General features: G+C 45.5%; 15 protein-coding genes. 12 read left to right on the top strand and 3 right to left on the bottom strand.

From position 1 onward, the window contains the following. Nucleotides 1-126: 126 nt before the first annotated feature. Genes ACIQCO_RS21680 through ACIQCO_RS21665 form a run of 4 tightly spaced genes read left to right on the top strand, consistent with a single transcriptional unit; the run spans nt 127 to nt 2,879 of the window. A complete protein-coding gene (locus ACIQCO_RS21680) occupies nt 127-459 on the top strand; it encodes an anti-sigma factor antagonist (protein ID WP_400432513.1) in 333 nt (110 codons plus the stop codon). After that, nucleotides 456-938, top strand: coding sequence for an anti-sigma B factor RsbW (gene rsbW, locus ACIQCO_RS21675; RefSeq protein WP_400432510.1), 483 nt, complete (start codon nt 456-458; stop codon nt 936-938). Before ACIQCO_RS21680 ends, rsbW begins: the two co-directional genes overlap by 4 nt. Beyond that, nucleotides 904-1,698, top strand: coding sequence for an RNA polymerase sigma factor SigB (gene sigB / locus ACIQCO_RS21670; RefSeq protein ID WP_400432507.1), 795 nt, complete (start codon nt 904-906; stop codon nt 1,696-1,698). The genes rsbW and sigB overlap by 35 nt, the downstream gene beginning before the upstream one ends. A 44-nt stretch (nt 1,699-1,742) precedes the next feature. Beyond that, nucleotides 1,743-2,879, top strand: coding sequence for a PP2C family protein-serine/threonine phosphatase (locus ACIQCO_RS21665; protein ID WP_400432689.1), 1,137 nt, complete (start codon nt 1,743-1,745; stop codon nt 2,877-2,879). Nucleotides 2,880-3,914: 1,035 nt separating this feature from the next. On the opposite strand, the gene ACIQCO_RS21660 is transcribed toward ACIQCO_RS21665, so the two are convergent. Continuing rightward, nucleotides 3,915-4,373 (bottom strand): Dps family protein, encoded by a 459-nt coding sequence (locus tag ACIQCO_RS21660; RefSeq protein WP_400432504.1) that lies wholly within the window; start codon nt 4,371-4,373, stop codon nt 3,915-3,917. Between the two features lie 323 nt (nt 4,374-4,696). Here ACIQCO_RS21660 and ACIQCO_RS21655 point away from each other — a divergent pair, with 323 nt between their 5' ends. The 3 genes from ACIQCO_RS21655 (at nt 4,697) to cls (ending at nt 10,192) form a co-directional block, all read left to right on the top strand. Further along, nucleotides 4,697-7,567 (top strand): CHASE3 domain-containing protein, encoded by a 2,871-nt coding sequence (locus ACIQCO_RS21655; protein WP_400432502.1) that lies wholly within the window; start codon nt 4,697-4,699, stop codon nt 7,565-7,567. Then, entirely contained in the window at nt 7,564-8,439 is an 876-nt protein-coding gene (locus ACIQCO_RS21650; protein WP_400432499.1) for a CheR family methyltransferase, read from the top strand. Before ACIQCO_RS21655 ends, ACIQCO_RS21650 begins: the two co-directional genes overlap by 4 nt. Nucleotides 8,440-8,692: 253 nt before the next feature. Beyond that, nucleotides 8,693-10,192, top strand: coding sequence for a cardiolipin synthase (gene cls, locus ACIQCO_RS21645; RefSeq protein ID WP_400432496.1), 1,500 nt, complete (start codon nt 8,693-8,695; stop codon nt 10,190-10,192). A 438-nt stretch (nt 10,193-10,630) separates the two neighbouring features. Here cls and ACIQCO_RS21640 read toward each other — a convergent pair whose 3' ends face one another. Beyond that, the gene (locus ACIQCO_RS21640) at nt 10,631-10,885 is read right to left on the bottom strand and encodes a GlsB/YeaQ/YmgE family stress response membrane protein (RefSeq protein WP_400432493.1); all 255 of its coding nucleotides are present in this window, start codon (nt 10,883-10,885) and stop codon (nt 10,631-10,633) included. Nucleotides 10,886-10,957: 72 nt separating this feature from the next. Next, on the bottom strand, nt 10,958-11,326 hold the full coding sequence (locus ACIQCO_RS21635) for an IDEAL domain-containing protein (RefSeq protein WP_400432490.1): 369 nt from the start codon (nt 11,324-11,326) through the stop codon (nt 10,958-10,960). A 166-nt stretch (nt 11,327-11,492) separates the two neighbouring features. On the opposite strand from ACIQCO_RS21635, the gene ACIQCO_RS21630 reads away from it, so the two are divergent. From ACIQCO_RS21630 to spoIID, 5 genes are all read left to right on the top strand, one after another. Further along, a complete protein-coding gene (locus ACIQCO_RS21630; RefSeq protein ID WP_400432487.1) occupies nt 11,493-11,819 on the top strand; it encodes a YflT domain-containing protein in 327 nt (108 codons plus the stop codon). Nucleotides 11,820-11,989: 170 nt separating this feature from the next. Then, nucleotides 11,990-12,226, top strand: coding sequence for a DUF1146 family protein (locus tag ACIQCO_RS21625; RefSeq protein WP_400432484.1), 237 nt, complete (start codon nt 11,990-11,992; stop codon nt 12,224-12,226). A 238-nt stretch (nt 12,227-12,464) separates the two neighbouring features. Then, nucleotides 12,465-13,256: a YwmB family TATA-box binding protein gene (locus tag ACIQCO_RS21620; protein ID WP_400432481.1), complete on the top strand. Its 792-nt coding sequence runs from the start codon at nt 12,465-12,467 to the stop codon at nt 13,254-13,256. Between the two features lie 32 nt (nt 13,257-13,288). Continuing rightward, nucleotides 13,289-14,599 carry a UDP-N-acetylglucosamine 1-carboxyvinyltransferase gene (gene murA / locus ACIQCO_RS21615; protein ID WP_400432478.1) on the top strand — a complete coding sequence of 437 codons (1,311 nt, stop codon included), beginning with the start codon at nt 13,289-13,291 and terminating at the stop codon, nt 14,597-14,599. Between the two features lie 382 nt (nt 14,600-14,981). Beyond that, a complete protein-coding gene (gene spoIID, locus ACIQCO_RS21610; RefSeq protein WP_400432475.1) occupies nt 14,982-16,028 on the top strand; it encodes a stage II sporulation protein D in 1,047 nt (348 codons plus the stop codon). The last annotated feature ends 656 nt before the right edge of the window (nt 16,029-16,684 follow it).

Here is a 16,684-nt window from a genome sequence, read left to right as displayed (position 1 = left end):
CCATTTGGTCTATTAAGTCAACTAGAATATTTTGGTATAATACAAAAAAATAATATTTTTTAAAAAAAGAGGTTTACGAGTTTAGTAAAAGGGTATGTACAAAATAAAATTTAAAGGTGTGAGAAAATGAATATTACCATAAATAAACATCAGAATGATGAGGGAATATTGGTGCAGGTAGGCGGGGAAATTGATGCGTTTACGGCGCCGAAGCTGAGAGAGGAAATATTGCCGCTCGCCGAAGGGGAACATAAATCGATTATCGTCAATCTTAAGGATGTCTCCTATTTGGACAGTACCGGACTTGGTGTCTTTGTTGGCTTATTCAAGCAGCTAAAGCAAAATGACGGCGAATTAAGGTTGATTGAGTTATCGGATCGACTAGTGCGGCTCTTCGAAATTACTGGCTTGAGTAACATAATGGATATTTCGGCACATTCTGAGGGTGGAGGAAGATGAGCGAAGTGATGGATTATATTGAAATGAAGATTCCGGCCAAACCGGAATATATTGGTGTTATTAGATTGACGTTATCAGGAATTGCCAGCCGGCTTGGATATACATATGAAGAAATTGAGGATATGAAAATTGCTGTCAGTGAGGCTAGTACCAACGCAGTCCAGCATGCATACCGCAAGGACGAGGGCGGGGAAGTCATCATCGGCTTTGGAATTTACGAGGACAAGTTGGAAATCGTCGTCGCCGACAGTGGCAGGAGCTTTAATTTTTTACAAACAAAAAATGAATTAGGCCCTTACACAGAATCAAGTACAGTCGAGCAGCTGGCAGAAGGAGGGTTAGGTCTTTTCTTGATAGAAACGCTAATGGATGATGTCCGGGTACTGAATCATTCCGGAGTAACGGTATTCATGGTTAAGAACCGAAGTGGGGAGCGTGATAATCATGACACAACCATCTCAACCCATGAAACGAACTAAGGAAGAAATTGATGCCCTCATCTTAGACTTTCAACAGAACGAGAGTTCACAGGCACAAAACATTTTGGTGGAACATTACACGGCCTTGGTCGGGAGCCTTGCGCGGAAATATTCAAAGGGAAGATATTTACATGAGGATATCATGCAGGTTGGAATGATTGGCTTGTTGTCCGCAATCAGAAGATATGATGCAGGTGTGGGGAGATCGTTTGAATCGTATTTAATTCCAACCGTTATTGGCGAAATCAAGCGGTTTCTAAGGGATAAAACGTGGAGTGTCCATGTACCGCGGCGCATCAAAGAAACATGGCCGAAAATTAAATCAGTCGTGGACGAGCTGACCAATCAATATCAACGGTCCCCAAGGATTGACGAAATTGCCGCGTTTATGGAGATTTCCGAAGAGGAAGTATTAGAAGCGATGGAGATGGGGAAGAGTTATCAAGCCGCATCGGTCGATCAATCGATTGAAACGGGTTCCGAAGGCAGCACGATGACGACGCTCGACATTGTCGGAACGGAAGAGGAAGGCTTCGAAAAAGTCGACCAAAGGCTGTTGCTCGAGAGCGCTTTCCACGTTTTATCAGATAGAGAAAGGCAAATCCTCGAATGCACCTTTATCGAGAATAAAAGTCAAAAGGAAACGGGAGAGTACTTGGGGATTTCACAGATGCATGTATCTCGCTTGCAAAAAAAGGCGCTTGAAAAATTGCGGAAGGCACTTAGCGGGGGTCAGACCCCCGATGTATTAACGCGTTAACATGGCGGGGGTCTGACCCCAGAGGAGGCGGCTAATGGATGGCGATGAAGATTGTCATTGTCGATGATAATAAAACAAATTTAATGATTGTTGAAAAAATCCTCATGAAGGCTGGCTATAGACGCTTGGTGCTGCTATCATCGGCCACGGAGTTATTTGACTATCTGCAGCTTGATGCGGTTAATCCTCCTGAAGATGATATCGATTTAATATTGATGGATTTGATGATGCCGGAAATTGATGGCATCGAGGCCTGCCGTACGATTCTTGGGATTGAGCGGTTCCGCGATCTTCCGATCATTTTCGTCACGGCAATGGGAGACTCCAATAAAATGGCCGAGGCCATGGATGCGGGAGCCCTTGATTATGTGATGAAGCCAATCAATAAAGTCGAGCTGCTGGCGCGGATCCGCTCCGTCCTCCGCATTAAGGTTGAAAAGGACTTGCGCAAGGAACGGGATAAGCGGATTCAATATGAGTTGGATTTGGCCAAGCAGGTGCAGGTCAGCATGCTTCCAGGTCCGATTCAGAAAGAGGATGTAACGATTTCGGCGGTCTACAAGCCGTCCTTTGAGCTTGCCGGCGACCTGTATGCCTGGTACAAGATTAGCCCGCATCGCTATGGTGTGATTTTGCTCGATATGATGGGCCATGGAATCTCGTCATCGCTTGTGTGTATGTACATATATTCGGCCTTAAAGGATTCAATTACCGGTTTGTGCGATCCGGAGGCCGTCATGAAAGAACTAAACTGGCGCATGAACCAGCTCCACAATGATAGTTTAATCAACTATTATTTCACAGCGATTTACTTTGTTCTCGACACGGAAAAGCAGTCGATAGAATACGTGAATGCCGGCCATCCTGCGGGGATTGCGCTGGTCGATGGTGAAGTGAGGCTGCTGGAGAAAGGCTGCCCCGCTCTAGGTTTTTTTGATGAAATTAAGGTGAACAAAGGGGTCATTTCGTACCAGAATGACGCACGGATTTTGCTGTTTACCGACGGGTTGTCGGAATGGCTGGAGGAAGAGTATGAGGATGCTGTAGTGAAGCTGACCAGCTGCTTGGTAGAGGATGGGATGACTGATCCGGCGGAGCTGCTTCAGCGGCTGCAGCCAAATTCCGAGCTCACAAGTCCCCAAAAGGATGATATTTGTTTGGTGATGATTTCGACGAGCTGATGTGCGGAGGGGGACCTTTCATGCTTAAGGGGACCTTGGGGGGACTCTTGGGACTCTGGGAGGGGTCCTATTGTTGCCTCGCGGGCTGGAGAATGCTTTTGTGCCGGGCACTCTGGGAGGGTCATGGTGTTCTCCAGGGCGGGCGGAAAAGGTCAAAGGCAGGCACTCAGCGAGATTTTTTTGTGACTGAGGATGCCCCACTTTTCCCTTTTTATTGTCCACTTCCCAAAATCCATCCCCAAACAAGCTAAAAAGCCAGGCGGCAGCCTGGATCAGGTAACTTTCCTCTCCACTATCTGGAGGTTACGCCCTTTTTTATTGAAGATCCTTCCCATAGGTCCTTTTTTATGACCTTTTTAAATGGGCTTTATGATTTACTGTCCACTTTGGACCATTTACTATCCGGTTCTGCGGATTTACTGTCCACTTTGGACTTTTTACTGTCCGGTTTTGGGGATTTACTCTCCACTTTTCCACTTTTACTGTCCACTTCCCAAAATCCATCCCCAAACAAGCTAAAAAGTCAGGTGGAAGCCTGGCTCAGGTAACTTTCCTCTCCACTATCTGGGATGAGGCCCTTTTTTATTGAAGATTCGGGAATTGTGCCTGAAGCGCGACTTTTTTAGCCTTAACGAGCACAAATAATCATCCACAGTTCCCATGAGCAAGTAAAACCACCAAGCCCGGGCACTCTGAAAGGATCACAGTGCCTGTGAGCATGGAAAAATGCCAAGCCCGGGCACTCTGAAAGGATCACAGTGCCCGTGAGCATGAAAAAACGCCAAAGACGGGCACTCTGAAAGAATCACAGTGCCCGTGAGCATGAAAAAACGCCAAAGACGGGCACTCTGAAGAATCACAGTGCCCGTGAGCATGAAAAAACGCCAAAGACGGGCACTCTGAAAGAATCACAGTGCCCGTGGCCAGGGTAAAACTTCAATTCTGGGCACTCATTGTGCCCGCAAACGGGAATCGAAAAAGATATACACGTGCCGGCACCCATTTAACCCGACACCTATTTACAAAAACCAAGTCCTACTCCCCCAAATAAGCCTCTAACATCCATTTGTGCTTCTCTAGGGAGGTGCGAATCGCAATGAACATATCAGCGGTCGGCTGATCATCGTTGTCTTCGGCGGCTGTTATTCCCTCTGTAAGCTCGGTACAAATTGTGTTAAAATCATCCGCCAACGTTTGCACCATCTCACTAGCACTTTCGCCGCCGGCGGCCTCCTCGATGGAAGCTAGCTCCAATTGCTTTTTAAGAGTTGCCGAAGGCGTTTCGCCTACCGCCAGCATTCGTTCGGCGATTGTATCAAGATGTAAGGCTGCTTCCGTATACAATTCCTCAAACTTAACATGCAGCGTGAAGAAATTCTCTCCTTTTACATACCAATGATAATGGTGCGTCTTCATAAAAAGAACAGAGAAATTCGCCACCTGCTTGTTAAGTGTCTCAGATATAATATCGTTTTTATCCTTCGTTTTTACCACTTTTACATACCTCCATTGATGAATTAAGTTGATACCTATTCAATACCCGCAGCTCTATCGGTTGAAACCTTATAATAATTTTTCAAAAAGAGGTTTGAAAAATAACTGAAGTGGGTAATAAGACCTTTATATTGATTTGCCAATTCAAATGGGATGATACCGGTAGGAAGTTATGGTAGAATTAGGGATATTCTACTGATGAACAATACCGGGGGGCGATCAACATAAAAGGAATTAATTACAGCATCCACGCGAAAATCATTACCGGCTATTTAACCATCTTAATCTGTTTAGTTCTCTCACTGCTCATCGTGATTAGCAGGATGACAGTTTTGCAGAAAGAGATAGATTATGTGTCCGAACACGATATTGAGGTCCACGATCTCGCGAATCAGATTCAAAAAAATGTCCTCGACATGGAGACCGGGATGAGAGGCTATGTAATAACGGGAAATAAGGAGTATCTCGATCCTTATAATCTCGCGAGCCGCAGCTGGCTCGACAACTACAATAAACTGCATTCGCTGTTAACCGACAACAGCAGGCAGCAGCGGAATTTGGAGGAGATGAAACCGCTGATTTTGAACTGGGTAACGAATACCGGCGAATATGTCATCAATGCAAAAAGGGCAAAAAACACAGCCGCTTTGGACAAGCATTTTTCGGAAAATACCGGAAAGAAATTAACCGATCAGCTGCGTACACAGTTAGATTCCTTTCTTGCTAATGAAAAGAAAATAACGACTGAACGGACGAAACAGCTCAATCAGAGCAATATGAATTTAAAAATAACCTTGTATGCCATTATTCTTTTGGTGACGATGATTACAATCGTAACAGCGATTGTCCTGTCTAATTCCATTGTGAAGACAATTAAACAGGTTGTGAAAGCCATTATGAGTATCACAGATTCAGAGGTCGACCTGACGACAAGGATTAAAGTGAATACCTGTGATGAAACCCAGGAGCTGGCTGTGGCGATGAACAAGCTGCTGAGCAATCTCGAGAAACAGAGCTGGGTCCAGAAAAGCATGACGGAGATCGCAACGATGTATCAAGGGATTACCGATATTAAAGAATTGGCGCAAGCGTTTATCACAAAGCTTGCTCCGTTGCTGCACGCTACGTATGGTGTCGTTTATCTTCGAAAGAGTGATGCGGGCGGGGGGACGTACTACGCCAAAGTGGCCGGCTATGCACTTGCGAATGAGGAAAATGCCGCGGCTAGCTTTCGTTTAGGAGAAGGGTTAATCGGCCAAGCTGCCCTTGATAAACGAATCTTTCTCACTGAGAAGCTGCCGAAAGAGCATCTCAAGGTGACCAGCGGCTTAGGTGCTTCCTCACCGCGTAATCTATTAATTGCTCCGATTTTGGTGGATGACAGGGTAGAAGCGGTCATCGAGTTCGCCGCCCTGCAGCCGTTTCTCGCACAGCACCTGACTTTACTTGACATGCTGCAGGACAAGTTTGGTTCGGCGATTACAAGTGTGGCGGGAAGGATGGAAGTGGAACGACTGCTCGGAGAATCGCAAATTTTAACCGAAGAACTGCAGGCACAATCGGAAGAGCTCCAAGCGCAATCTGAAGAACTGCAAATGCAGCAGGAGCAGCTGCGGATTACCAATGAATTTTTGGAAGAAAAGAACGAATACGCCGAACAACGAGCGGCAGAACTTAAAATAGCGAAGGATGAACTAGAAGATTATTCGGTGAAACTAAAGCTGAGTTCGCAATACAAAACCGATTTTCTGGCGAATATGTCGCATGAGCTGCGGACACCATTGAACAGCATTCTTATTCTCTCGCAAATGCTGATGGAGAATAACGCGGAAATGGACAGGTCAGAAGTGGAAGAATACGCCCGCGTCGTCCATACCTCTGGCGGAGATTTGCTGCGCCTGATTGATGATATTCTCGATTTATCAAAAGTGGAAGCGGGAAAAATTGAAATTTTAATAGATGAAGTCAACGTGACCGAAATTCCGCAGCTGTTGAAAAATACCTTCGACCCCGTTGCAGCTAAAAAGAATTTAACGTTTAACGTGTTGACCGATCCGGATGTCCCAGCGGTCATTTCGACGGATGGACAACGATTGCAGCAAATTTTGAAAAATCTTTTATCCAATGCCTTTAAATTTACGGAGCAGGGCTCGGTTACGGTACGAATCGCACTTGCCGATCCGGATAAAGCAGCGGAATTGCTGGGTACCCAAACAGTTGAAACGGCGGAATTGCTAGGTATCCAAACAGATGAAACGATACTCGCAATCTCCGTAACGGACACCGGAATCGGGATACCAAGTGATAAGCAGCAAATCATTTTCGATGCCTTTCAACAGGTGGACGGTACCACGAATCGGCAATATGGCGGGACGGGGCTGGGGTTATCGATTAGCCGCGAATTTACCCGCTTGCTTGGCGGAGCCATTGATATTCAAAGCGAGCTCGATAAGGGAAGTACGTTTACCTTATATATTCCGAGCATGCGGGACCCTGTGTACCAGGGCCGTGATCATCATCAGGCGCTTAAGGAAATTGCGGCAACCCGGGACGGAACTACTTGGGAACAAGAAGGGCCAACGGAAAAAGCAGAATGGCCAGCGAACGAACGAACTGCGGCTGACAATTTGGGCAAACAAGCAGTGGCAGTATGTGCGGGGAAAAGAACGATGGCAGCAAATTCGGAGGAACACAGCGGAGCCGCCTATTCGGAGGAACGCACCGAAATCGGCTATTCCGGCAAACATACCGAGGGTGAGAATCTGGATGAATATACCGAGGCTGAAATTTCGGACAAGCAGTTGTTTAAAGGAAAGAAAGTCCTTCTCGTAGAGGATGATGGCCGCAATGTCTATGCACTCGTTACCGCTCTCGAGAGCAGGGGTGTCATCGTTCAAGTAGCGAATAATGGCAAGCGCGCTATCGAAATGCTCCAAGCATATGCTGATTATGACCTGATTTTTATGGACATCATGATGCCGGTGATGGGAGGCTATGAGGCGATGAAGGTCATTCGCCGCGACCTCGGGCTGGAAACGCTGCCGATTATCGCCTTGACGGCCAAGGCGATGAAGGGTGAACGCGACAAGTGTTTGGAAGCAGGCGCTTCTGATTATATTATGAAGCCGTTAAATATCGACCAGCTCTTCTCGCTGATGCGGGTATGGCTGACAGAACAGGTGGAACGAGATTGAACGACAGACCGATCCCCCAATCGTCTGATTTTTTTACAGAAACAGAGGATAAGGGGCTTAAAGAACTTCAGGAAATAGAAATCAATTTGCTGCTAGAGGGACTTTATCAAAAGTATGGCTATGACTTCCGGAGCTACGTGCGCGCTTCCTTGAAAAGAAGGATATTGAATCGAATGAAGGCGGAGCGGCTTCCCTCTATTACGGCTCTATTGGAAAAAGTGCTCCACGAACCAGGGTTTTTGGAGCGATTATTGAATGATTTGTCAATCCGGATGACGGAAATGTTTCGCGATCCGAGTTTCTTTGCCGCCTTTCGTAACGAAGTGGTGCCGCTCTTAAGGGATCTTCCCGAGATTCGGATTTGGCATGCCGGCTGCGCAACAGGGGAGGAGGTCTATTCGATGGCCATCCTCATGTGTGAAGAGGGACTGGCGGAAAAGACCACGATTTATGCGACGGATATGAATGAAAAGGCCCTTACCGCTGCCCAAAAGGGAGCATTTCCGCTCAAGAAAATGCAGCAATATACGAAGAATTACTTGAAAGCCGGCGGAAAAAAGGCCTTTTCGGAGTACTATACAACAGACCATCAGTTTGCCTATTTTCATCCCAACTTGGGCGAAAACTTCATCTTCGCTCAGCATAATTTGGTGACAGACGGCTCATTTAATGAGTTCCATGTGATCCTCTGCCGCAATGTCTTAATCTATTTTGACAACGAATTGCAGCAGCAAGTCCATAGCTTGATTCATGACAGCTTGGCCGACGGAGGATTCATTGGACTCGGAAGCAAAGAAACACTCCTGTTTATGCCAAAAAGAATGAAGTACGAAGAATTTCACCCACAAGAACGAATCTATAGAAAACTTTAGGTGTCAGGCACTGGGTGTCAGGCACCTATTTCCAATAACAGGAAGTTTGTGTCAGGCACCGTTTTCCAATAACAGGAAGTTGGTGTCAGGCACCGTTTTCCAAAAATAGGTAGTTGGTGCCTGACACCAACTTTAAAACAAGGGTCCGACCTCCGCTGCGTTAATCGTTAACGTATCAGGGGTCGGACCCCTGTTTTGTTTTTTTGAAAATAGGGTATTTCACTGTGAAAAAGATATGGGGAGAACGCCTGTGATGAAACGTAAACGTTTTGAATTTTTCTTTGTTCTCATGATGATTGTTTTTTGTGGCTTAGTCTTGTTTACTGGACTGCCCTTTATGTGGAAAGCGCTGTGTATCACGTTTTACGGCGTCATCATTTTAAGTACGGTGCAGGCCTTATGGCTCGAAAACCGCCCGGCGCAAAACACGCTTTTATGGACATACATATTAGTATTATTGCCTGTATTTGGCTATATCTTCTACGTCTATTCCGGCCAATTATTAGTCAAAGGAGAACTGTTTAAGTCGAAGCGCATGAGTGACCGCCGACTATTCGAAGCACTCAGTAAAAAACAGCGACCGCTGGACTTGTCAAAGCTAAATGACCACCAGCGCTGTTTCGCCGGTTATTTGGAACGGGTGACCTTAACGGATCAAAACCGCAAAACAAAGACAAAAATTTTACGAAATGGGGAAGAAACCTTTCAGGAAATTAAACAGCGGCTGATGGAAGCAAAGGACTTTATCCATCTGGAATATTATATTTTTCGCCCGGACCGGCTAGGGCAGGAGCTGGTTGAAATTTTAGCAAAAAAGGTCTCGGAAGGTGTCGAAGTCCGGTTGATGTACGATGCAGTCGGGAGCTACGCTCTTTCAGGAGCCGATCATAAAAAAATGGCGGAAGCGGGAATCAAAGTCCAGCCGTTTTTACCAATCAAACCAGTCTGGTTTAATCAAAAGTTTAACTTCCGTAATCATCGAAAAATTATTGTCATTGATGGAAAGGTTGGATTTATCGGCGGGCTGAATGTCGGGGTGGAATACCTTGGCGAAGATGACGAGATTGGTTTTTGGTGTGATACACATGTCGTCCTGGAAGGGGAAGCGGTGCAAACCCTTCATGCTGTTTTTTTATTAGACTGGAAGTATGTTAGCGGTGAGAAGCTATTTACTGACGAACGCTACATGAAGCCGGTACCAGCAGCTGGAGACGGCCATGTTCATGTCGTCGCCACAGGCCCCGAAACGCGGGACATGAGCGATCATTACTTTGCGCTGATCACGTGCGCAACTGAATCGATTTGGATTGCGACACCGTACTTTATTCCCAATCAGGCCATTCAAACCGCGCTAAGGGTCGCGGCCAGTAAAGGCATTCAAGTCCGGCTGATGGTGCCTGCCACCAATGACGGCTTTCTTACCCAATATGCCACCCAGTCCTATTTCCCTGAATTGCTCCGGGCTGGAATCGAAATCTATTCGTACGAAAAAGGCTTTCTGCATAAAAAAGTAATCATTGTCGATGGCGATCTCGCCTCGATTGGCACCGCCAATATGGATATGCGCAGTTTTCATTTGAATTTTGAAGTGAATTTGTTTTTAACAGGCACCGATTCCATCCATGACCTAACGGCACAATATGAAGAAGATCTAAAGGATTGCCGGCGGATTCGCCCCGTTGAATTTTATAAACGGGGCATGACTGTCAAATGGAAGGAATCCTTCGCTAAACTGTTTTCGGGTGTGTTATGATGCAGAAATACCGGCATTTGCGAGAGCGAATGCCTTTTTTTCGGTGTAATAGGAAGCGGGAATGCAGGCATTTGCAGAGGCGAATGTCATGGTTTTGCGAAAAAAAGCTTTGGTCAGAGACGAGGGCCATGAAAATTTTGTGAATTTTGAGGCGTCTTTTTATTCCTGGGGGTGTCTATCTGATTAAAAGAACTCTGTTGATTGGAGCGGAAGGCGGCGAAGACTCCTGCGGGAGGACGGGGCTGGTGAGACCCCGCAGGCGCTTGCGCCGAGGAGGCTCACCGGCACGCCCGCGGAAAGCGAAGCCGCCTGGAGCGGAAATCAACAGCCAAGTTGCAAGCACCAAAATTCAAAGGGACTTTTTCAGTGCCTTGGTCGGAGGCAACAATAATAAAAAAAGAGACTGCAGCTGTTTGCAGTCTCTTCTTCATATCGGTTTTATGCAGGTCGTTTTACATTTCTTAAAATGAGGCTTAAGATGAAAACTAAGACAATGGCGCCGATGAGTGCGGGAATGAAGTAAAACCCGCCGATCACTGGTCCCCAGCCTCCTAATAGGAAGGAACCAAGCCATGCCCCGACAAACCCGGCGATAATATTCCCGATGATCCCTCCTGGTACGTCACGTCCAAGGATGAGTCCCGCCAGCCAGCCGATGATGCCTCCGATAATTAATGACCAAATAAATCCCATGATAAATCTCTCCTCTCTATATTTGAAAATCAACTATGGTAAGTAAGTACCCCGGTGCTAGAAAAGATAAACCTAGAAAATAATATCTCTTCCATTAGACCAATCTTTGTTCTCTTTCAAGCTCTGCGCGAAACAATCTTGGGCAACTGTCTCGTCCATTTTTAAAAGTTGCTCCTCGCAATCCTTTAATTCCAATGACAGCCTGTGAAAACCTTCTTGTTCCCGCTTATCAAGACAGTTGTCAATTTCCTGTTTTAATAAGATGATTTTTGAAATGAGATCTGCTTGCCGTTTTTGGCTGGGATATTCCGCTGGTTTCGTTCCTTCCCGCCGATAATCACTAAGCTTCGTTAAACGCAAGCCGCATTTGCAGATCGTTTCGTGAAGATTTACTACAAAAAATTCCGCGTTCCCACAATATTTACATAACAGTTTCTTCATATTAAACACCTCCATTAATAGTCCCAGCGATTATTTTCTTATATACCCACGATGGGTTCATTACTAACATGGTGCCTGACACCCGCTATTAAAAAATTGGGTTTTAATTTTTCAAAAAGTGGTTATATACCCAATAGAAAGTGAAACACATTAAGGAGGAATGAAAATGGAAAATGTAAAAGTAGTTGAAAATGGTGTCGAAGCAAGAAGGGAAATTGAACGTTTCGTCAGTCAAGGGTTCACGAAGGATGAGATTTATTTATTAGCTCACGATGAAAAACGCTCAGAAGATCTTACGGATAACCTTGACATCAATGATATCGGCATCGGCGAACAAGGTGTGTTTGAATCCATGGCCAACATCTTTCGGACCCGTGGGGATGAACTTCGCGCGAAGCTGGAATCCTTGGGAGCATCAAATGCGGAAGCGGAGCAGTATGAAAAAGAATTAGATCTAGGAAAGGTCGTAGTTGTCGCTTCAAAAGTGAACTAGGGTAGGACGATGGGAAAGGCTCCGTGTCCTCGCTAAAGGGCGGGACACGGAGCCTTTCCCTATTGTCCCACTTTTTCAATTTTCCAAATATAACCTAAAACGAAACTTTTCCGGCTTTCATCCGTCAAGTATGATAGAATAATCATTGTGTGTAAAAAGGAGAGAGCAGAATGATAAATGACTTTGGCCAAATAGCACTGCTAAGCATCATGTCGCATTTGCTGTTTATTGCGCTTGCATGGTGGGCGCTGCAGGCGATTCGCTTAGATAAGCTGCTGAAAGCAAACCATGTGTTTCAGGGGCGATTGCTGTATATATTGTTAGCCATTTTCATTGGATCATCTGTTAGTAATTTTTTCCTTGATTACCTCCAATGGTCACGGCAGCTGCCAATGCTGTTTCATTAGTCCGGCTCGACTTATGCTAGTCGCCGCTCGGCAAGGCGCTTCCGCTTTTCTATGTACATACAGATGGAAAAAATTTAGGTATTCTTACATGTTCCCTTTTGTGGATATTTTGAGTACAATCTTCTTTATGTGGAAAGCTAAGCATGTCTTACAATTGAAATTTGTCTAAAAGTGACGACATTTCCCAAGTATGCTGTTCTCCTTCCTGGTAACACTGGTAGTAAGGGGGAGTACGGTGATGAACAGAAATAGTAAGATTCTTTTATGCATGATTTCAATGATAAGTATCATCCTGGTGGTTATTGGGAACCGGACAATTGAAGCTAAGGGCGGCCCGAATGGCGTCGACGGTTTATTTTTTCAAAAAAGCATTCATGACTTGGCGAAAATCGGCAAAGTTTTGCAAGCCGAGAATATTTTGCTCAAGGAATGGTCTTTTTATGCAAGGGAGCATGTAACCGGCATGAAAAGTGAGCAGGAAGTGAAGGAATACGCGAAAAAGCTTCAACAAGAGTTTCCCGATTGGGTTTGGTCAGAAACTAGCACCAGCCAGAAATGGGAAGTGACAGCAGTATCTCCAACAGCTAACCACCACAGTGAAAAGCTTCAAATTATGGCAACCCACACAAAACAACCTGTCAATGCGTATATAGTATATAGTGTCAGCGGAAAAGAGTGGAATGAGTCGTCTGCGACCTTTTTCACAACCAAACAATTTAAAAATAGGCTTACCGACATATTTCGAGGAAAACCAACAGTTTTCTCTTGTATGAAAGGCATTGTCAGTGATAAGATTGATACGGCTTTACCTATGACAGTAAGCAAATTGCTGTCTGGCTTTGATGCTGAAGAAATCGAAGCGTTAAAAGAGGAGACTTTCATGTCTGTTTCGGCGACATCGCCTATGTTTACAGGCTTCATAGATAATCGAAAAAATAACATGAATTTACAAATTGGATTACGCTCCGAACGATTGGGCGCAAAGACTACCATCGTAGTTGGCACACCAATCATTACGATTGAATATTAATATAGAGAAAATGGACGCGGAGGGGAATACTCTTGGAAAAGATCATCGTCCGCGGCGGACAAAGGCTTTACGGAACGGTAAAAGTTGAAGGTGCAAAAAATGCCGTCCTGCCTGTTATCGCTGCAACATTATTAGCAAGTGATGGAAAAAGTGTAATTTGTGATGTACCTACACTCTCCGATGTATATACAATTAATGAAGTCTTACGCAACTTACATGCTGAAGTGGTGTTTGAAAACAATACAGTTGTAGTTGATGCATCCAGAGAGTTAAAAGATGAAGCGCCGTTCGAATATGTTCGAAAAATGCGCGCGTCTGTCCTTGTCATGGGATCGTTACTGGCACGTAATGGCCGAGCACGAGTTGCTCTACCAGGCGGCTGTGCGATTGGATCCCGGCCTATTGATCAGCACTTGAAAGGCTTTGAAGCGATGGGTGCGAAGGTGAAGGTAGGAAATGGCTTTATCGAAGCGGAGGTAGACGGCCGTTTAAAAGGAGCAAAAATTTACTTGGATTTCCCAAGTGTTGGTGCCACAGAAAACATTATGATGGCTGCGACCCTTGCACAGGGCACGACCATCATTGAAAACGTCGCAAAAGAACCAGAAATCGTTGATTTGGCAAACTTCCTGAATAAAATGGGCGCACGCGTTCGCGGCGCTGGCACTGGAACATTAAGGATTGAAGGCGTCGATGTATTATTTGGCGCAGAACATAACATTATTCCTGATCGCATCGAAGCAGGGACCTTCATGGTTGCTGCGGCGCTTACAGGCGGAAATGTATTGGTGCAGGGCGCAGTTCCTGAGCACATTTCTTCCTTGATTGCCAAGATGGAGGAAATGGGTGTAACGATTATCGAGGAAGAGGATGGCGTTCGTGTCATCGGCCCTGAGCGCTTGAAGGCTGTTGACATCAAAACGATGCCGCACCCAGGCTTCCCAACTGACATGCAATCGCAAATGATGGCATTACTGCTTCGTGCAGAGGGCACATCGATGATTACGGAAACAGTATTCGAAAACCGTTTCATGCACGTTGAAGAATTCCGGCGGATGAATGCCGATATTAAAATTGAAGGCCGCTCCGTCATTTTAAATGGCTTATCGAATTTGCAGGGTGCGGAAGTTTCAGCAACTGACCTGCGGGCAGCAGCGGCGTTAATTTTAACCGGCTTGGTTTCAGAAGGCGTAACACGCGTAACTGAATTAAAACACTTAGACCGCGGCTACGTGAACTTTCACGGCAAGCTAGCAAGCTTAGGTGCCGACATCGAACGCGTGAAAGAAGAAGAAGAAACCTTTACCGAAGTCCAGAATTACGTATCGGATATGAATGCATAACAAACAAAATCAAAACAACGGGACCTAGCGGGAGCTGGGTCCCGTTGTTTTTGTTGGGGTTTGGTGGGTGGTGTTGGCGGTGGCGGTGGTGGTGATGGTGGTGTCAGGTGTCAGGTGTCAGGTGTTTTTCCCTTTTACTGGATAGGGGTGTCAGGCACCATTTTCCTTTTATTGGAATTTGGTGCCTGACACTATTTCCCTTTTACTGGAATCCGGTGCCTGACACCATTTTCCTTTTAATGGAATTAGGTGCCTGACACCATACCCGTATTTTAATAAAAATTCTGTAATAAATGCTTGTCCGCTTCCATATGTTTTAATGAGATGCAGTCCGGGTGCAGGTGCCGGCTGTGAATTTTACAAACAAACTGGAGGCATTTTCATGAAAAAGATCAAACCACTCATCGTACTAGGATCACTGCTCATTGCCCTGACCTTGATTATTCCCGCAGTGCTTGTCTTACCGTTTTCGGGGGAACATCGTGCAAGCGGAAAACTGGGAGAGGATATAATCAAAAAGGCGGGCTCCCCAGCAAAAGAAACGCAGGCAGCCGTGTCTGCCGCAGACCCAGCGGTTGAAGTCGCCGTTTTTCGTTCCGCGAAATCGAAAATTGAAAATGTACCATTAGAAGATTATCTTGTCGGTGTGGTGGCGGCTGAGATGCCAGTGGAATTTAAGGAGGAAGCACTCAAAGCCCAGGCACTAACAGCAAGAACCTATATCGTAAAAAGACTATTAACGAAGGACACGCTGGGGGCGCCAAAGGGTTCCCAGGTTACGGATACGCCCATCCACCAAGCCTACAAGAGTGACGACCAATTGAAAAAGGATTGGGGGGCGAAGTACGACGAGAAAAGGAAGAAGATTTTAGCTGCAGTCCGAGCAACAAGCGGGCAAGTTTTAACCTACAAGGGCGAGGTCATACAGGCGCAATTTTTCTCGACCAGCAACGGCTACACGGAAAACTCAGAAGATTACTGGTCAGGTACCTACCCCTATTTAAGAAGTGTTTCAAGTCCATGGGATAAAAGCTCACCAAAGTTTAATTTTCAAAAAGTGTTTTCGATTAAGGACTTTGAAACAAGGCTGGGTGTGAAAATTGGATCTGGCGGGACGCTTGGGAAAGTTGTTGAAAAAACGACCGGAAAACGCGTGGGGAAGGTTGACTTCAATGGGAAGGTACTGACTGGAAAGGAAATCCGGGAAAAACTTGATTTGAGGTCGTCTGACTTTGCCTGGGAGCGCAAGGGGAACAATATTGTCATCACCACGAAGGGCTTCGGCCACGGCGTCGGCATGAGCCAGTACGGTGCAAACGGCATGGCCGCGGAAGGCGCGGATTATAAGAAAATTGTAAAGCACTATTATCAAGGTGTCGAAATTACTTCAGCGGAGACGATGCTCGCGACACTTACGGCACAGAAATAGTGGGAATGAAGTTACCTGAGCCAGGCTTATCGCCTGGCTTTTTTGCTTGATTGCGGGTGGATTTTGGGGAGTGGGTAGTAAAAGTGGGAAAGTGGAGAGTTACTGGGCAAAAGTGGACAGTAAAAAGTCAAAACCGGACAGTAAATCCCCGAAACCGGACAGTAAAAGGTTCAAAGTGGAAAGTAAATCATAAAGTCCTTTTATAAAGGTCATTAAAAAGGATCTATGGGAAGAAATTTTCAATAAAAAAGGGCACTATCCCAGATGGTGGAGGGGAAAGTTACCTGAGCCAGGCTGCCCGCCTGGCTTTTTCACTTGTTTGCGGGTGGATTTTGGGGAGTGGACAGTAAAAGAGAAAAAGTGGAGAGTAACTGAGCAAAAGTGGACAGTAAAAAGTCAAAACCGGACAGTAAATCGCAAAAACCGGAGAGTAAAAGATTCAAAGCGGACAGTAAATCATAAAGTCTTTTAAAAAAGGTCATTAAAAAGGACCTAGGGGAAGAAATCTTCAATAAAAAAGGATCTAATTCTAGATTGAAGAGGAGAAAGTTACCTGAGCCAGATTAAGTCCGTATAATTGTGTAAAAAGAAAAGAGTCATTTTTATCCTACTTGGCTACAATGTTTAACAACCACGATAAACATAGAAAAGAGGAA

The organism is Neobacillus sp. NPDC093127, from assembly GCF_044754175.1.
Classification (GTDB): domain Bacteria; phylum Bacillota; class Bacilli; order Bacillales; family Cytobacillaceae; genus Neobacillus.
Note: the sequence above shows the minus strand (reverse complement) of the source record. Positions and strands in the feature narration are given on the sequence as shown.

Excerpts from the sequence above, each read along its gene's own strand:
- ACIQCO_RS21625 (WP_400432484.1), top strand. The coding sequence starts at position 11,990 with ATGATAAATGACTTTGGCCAAATAGCACTGCTAAGCATCATGTCGCAT.
- spoIID (WP_400432475.1), top strand. The coding sequence starts at position 14,982 with ATGAAAAAGATCAAACCACTCATCGTACTAGGATCACTGCTCATTGCC.
- ACIQCO_RS21655 (WP_400432502.1), top strand. The coding sequence starts at position 4,697 with ATGACAGTTTTGCAGAAAGAGATAGATTATGTGTCCGAACACGATATT.
- ACIQCO_RS21630 (WP_400432487.1), top strand. The coding sequence starts at position 11,493 with ATGGAAAATGTAAAAGTAGTTGAAAATGGTGTCGAAGCAAGAAGGGAA.
- ACIQCO_RS21640 (WP_400432493.1), bottom strand. The coding sequence starts at position 10,885 with ATGGGATTTATTTGGTCATTAATTATCGGAGGCATCATCGGCTGGCTG.
- rsbW (WP_400432510.1), top strand. The coding sequence starts at position 456 with ATGAGCGAAGTGATGGATTATATTGAAATGAAGATTCCGGCCAAACCG.
- ACIQCO_RS21665 (WP_400432689.1), top strand. The coding sequence starts at position 1,743 with ATGAAGATTGTCATTGTCGATGATAATAAAACAAATTTAATGATTGTT.
- ACIQCO_RS21635 (WP_400432490.1), bottom strand. The coding sequence starts at position 11,326 with ATGAAGAAACTGTTATGTAAATATTGTGGGAACGCGGAATTTTTTGTA.
- ACIQCO_RS21620 (WP_400432481.1), top strand. The coding sequence starts at position 12,465 with ATGAACAGAAATAGTAAGATTCTTTTATGCATGATTTCAATGATAAGT.
- ACIQCO_RS21680 (WP_400432513.1), top strand. The coding sequence starts at position 127 with ATGAATATTACCATAAATAAACATCAGAATGATGAGGGAATATTGGTG.
- sigB (WP_400432507.1), top strand. The coding sequence starts at position 904 with ATGACACAACCATCTCAACCCATGAAACGAACTAAGGAAGAAATTGAT.
- cls (WP_400432496.1), top strand. The coding sequence starts at position 8,693 with ATGAAACGTAAACGTTTTGAATTTTTCTTTGTTCTCATGATGATTGTT.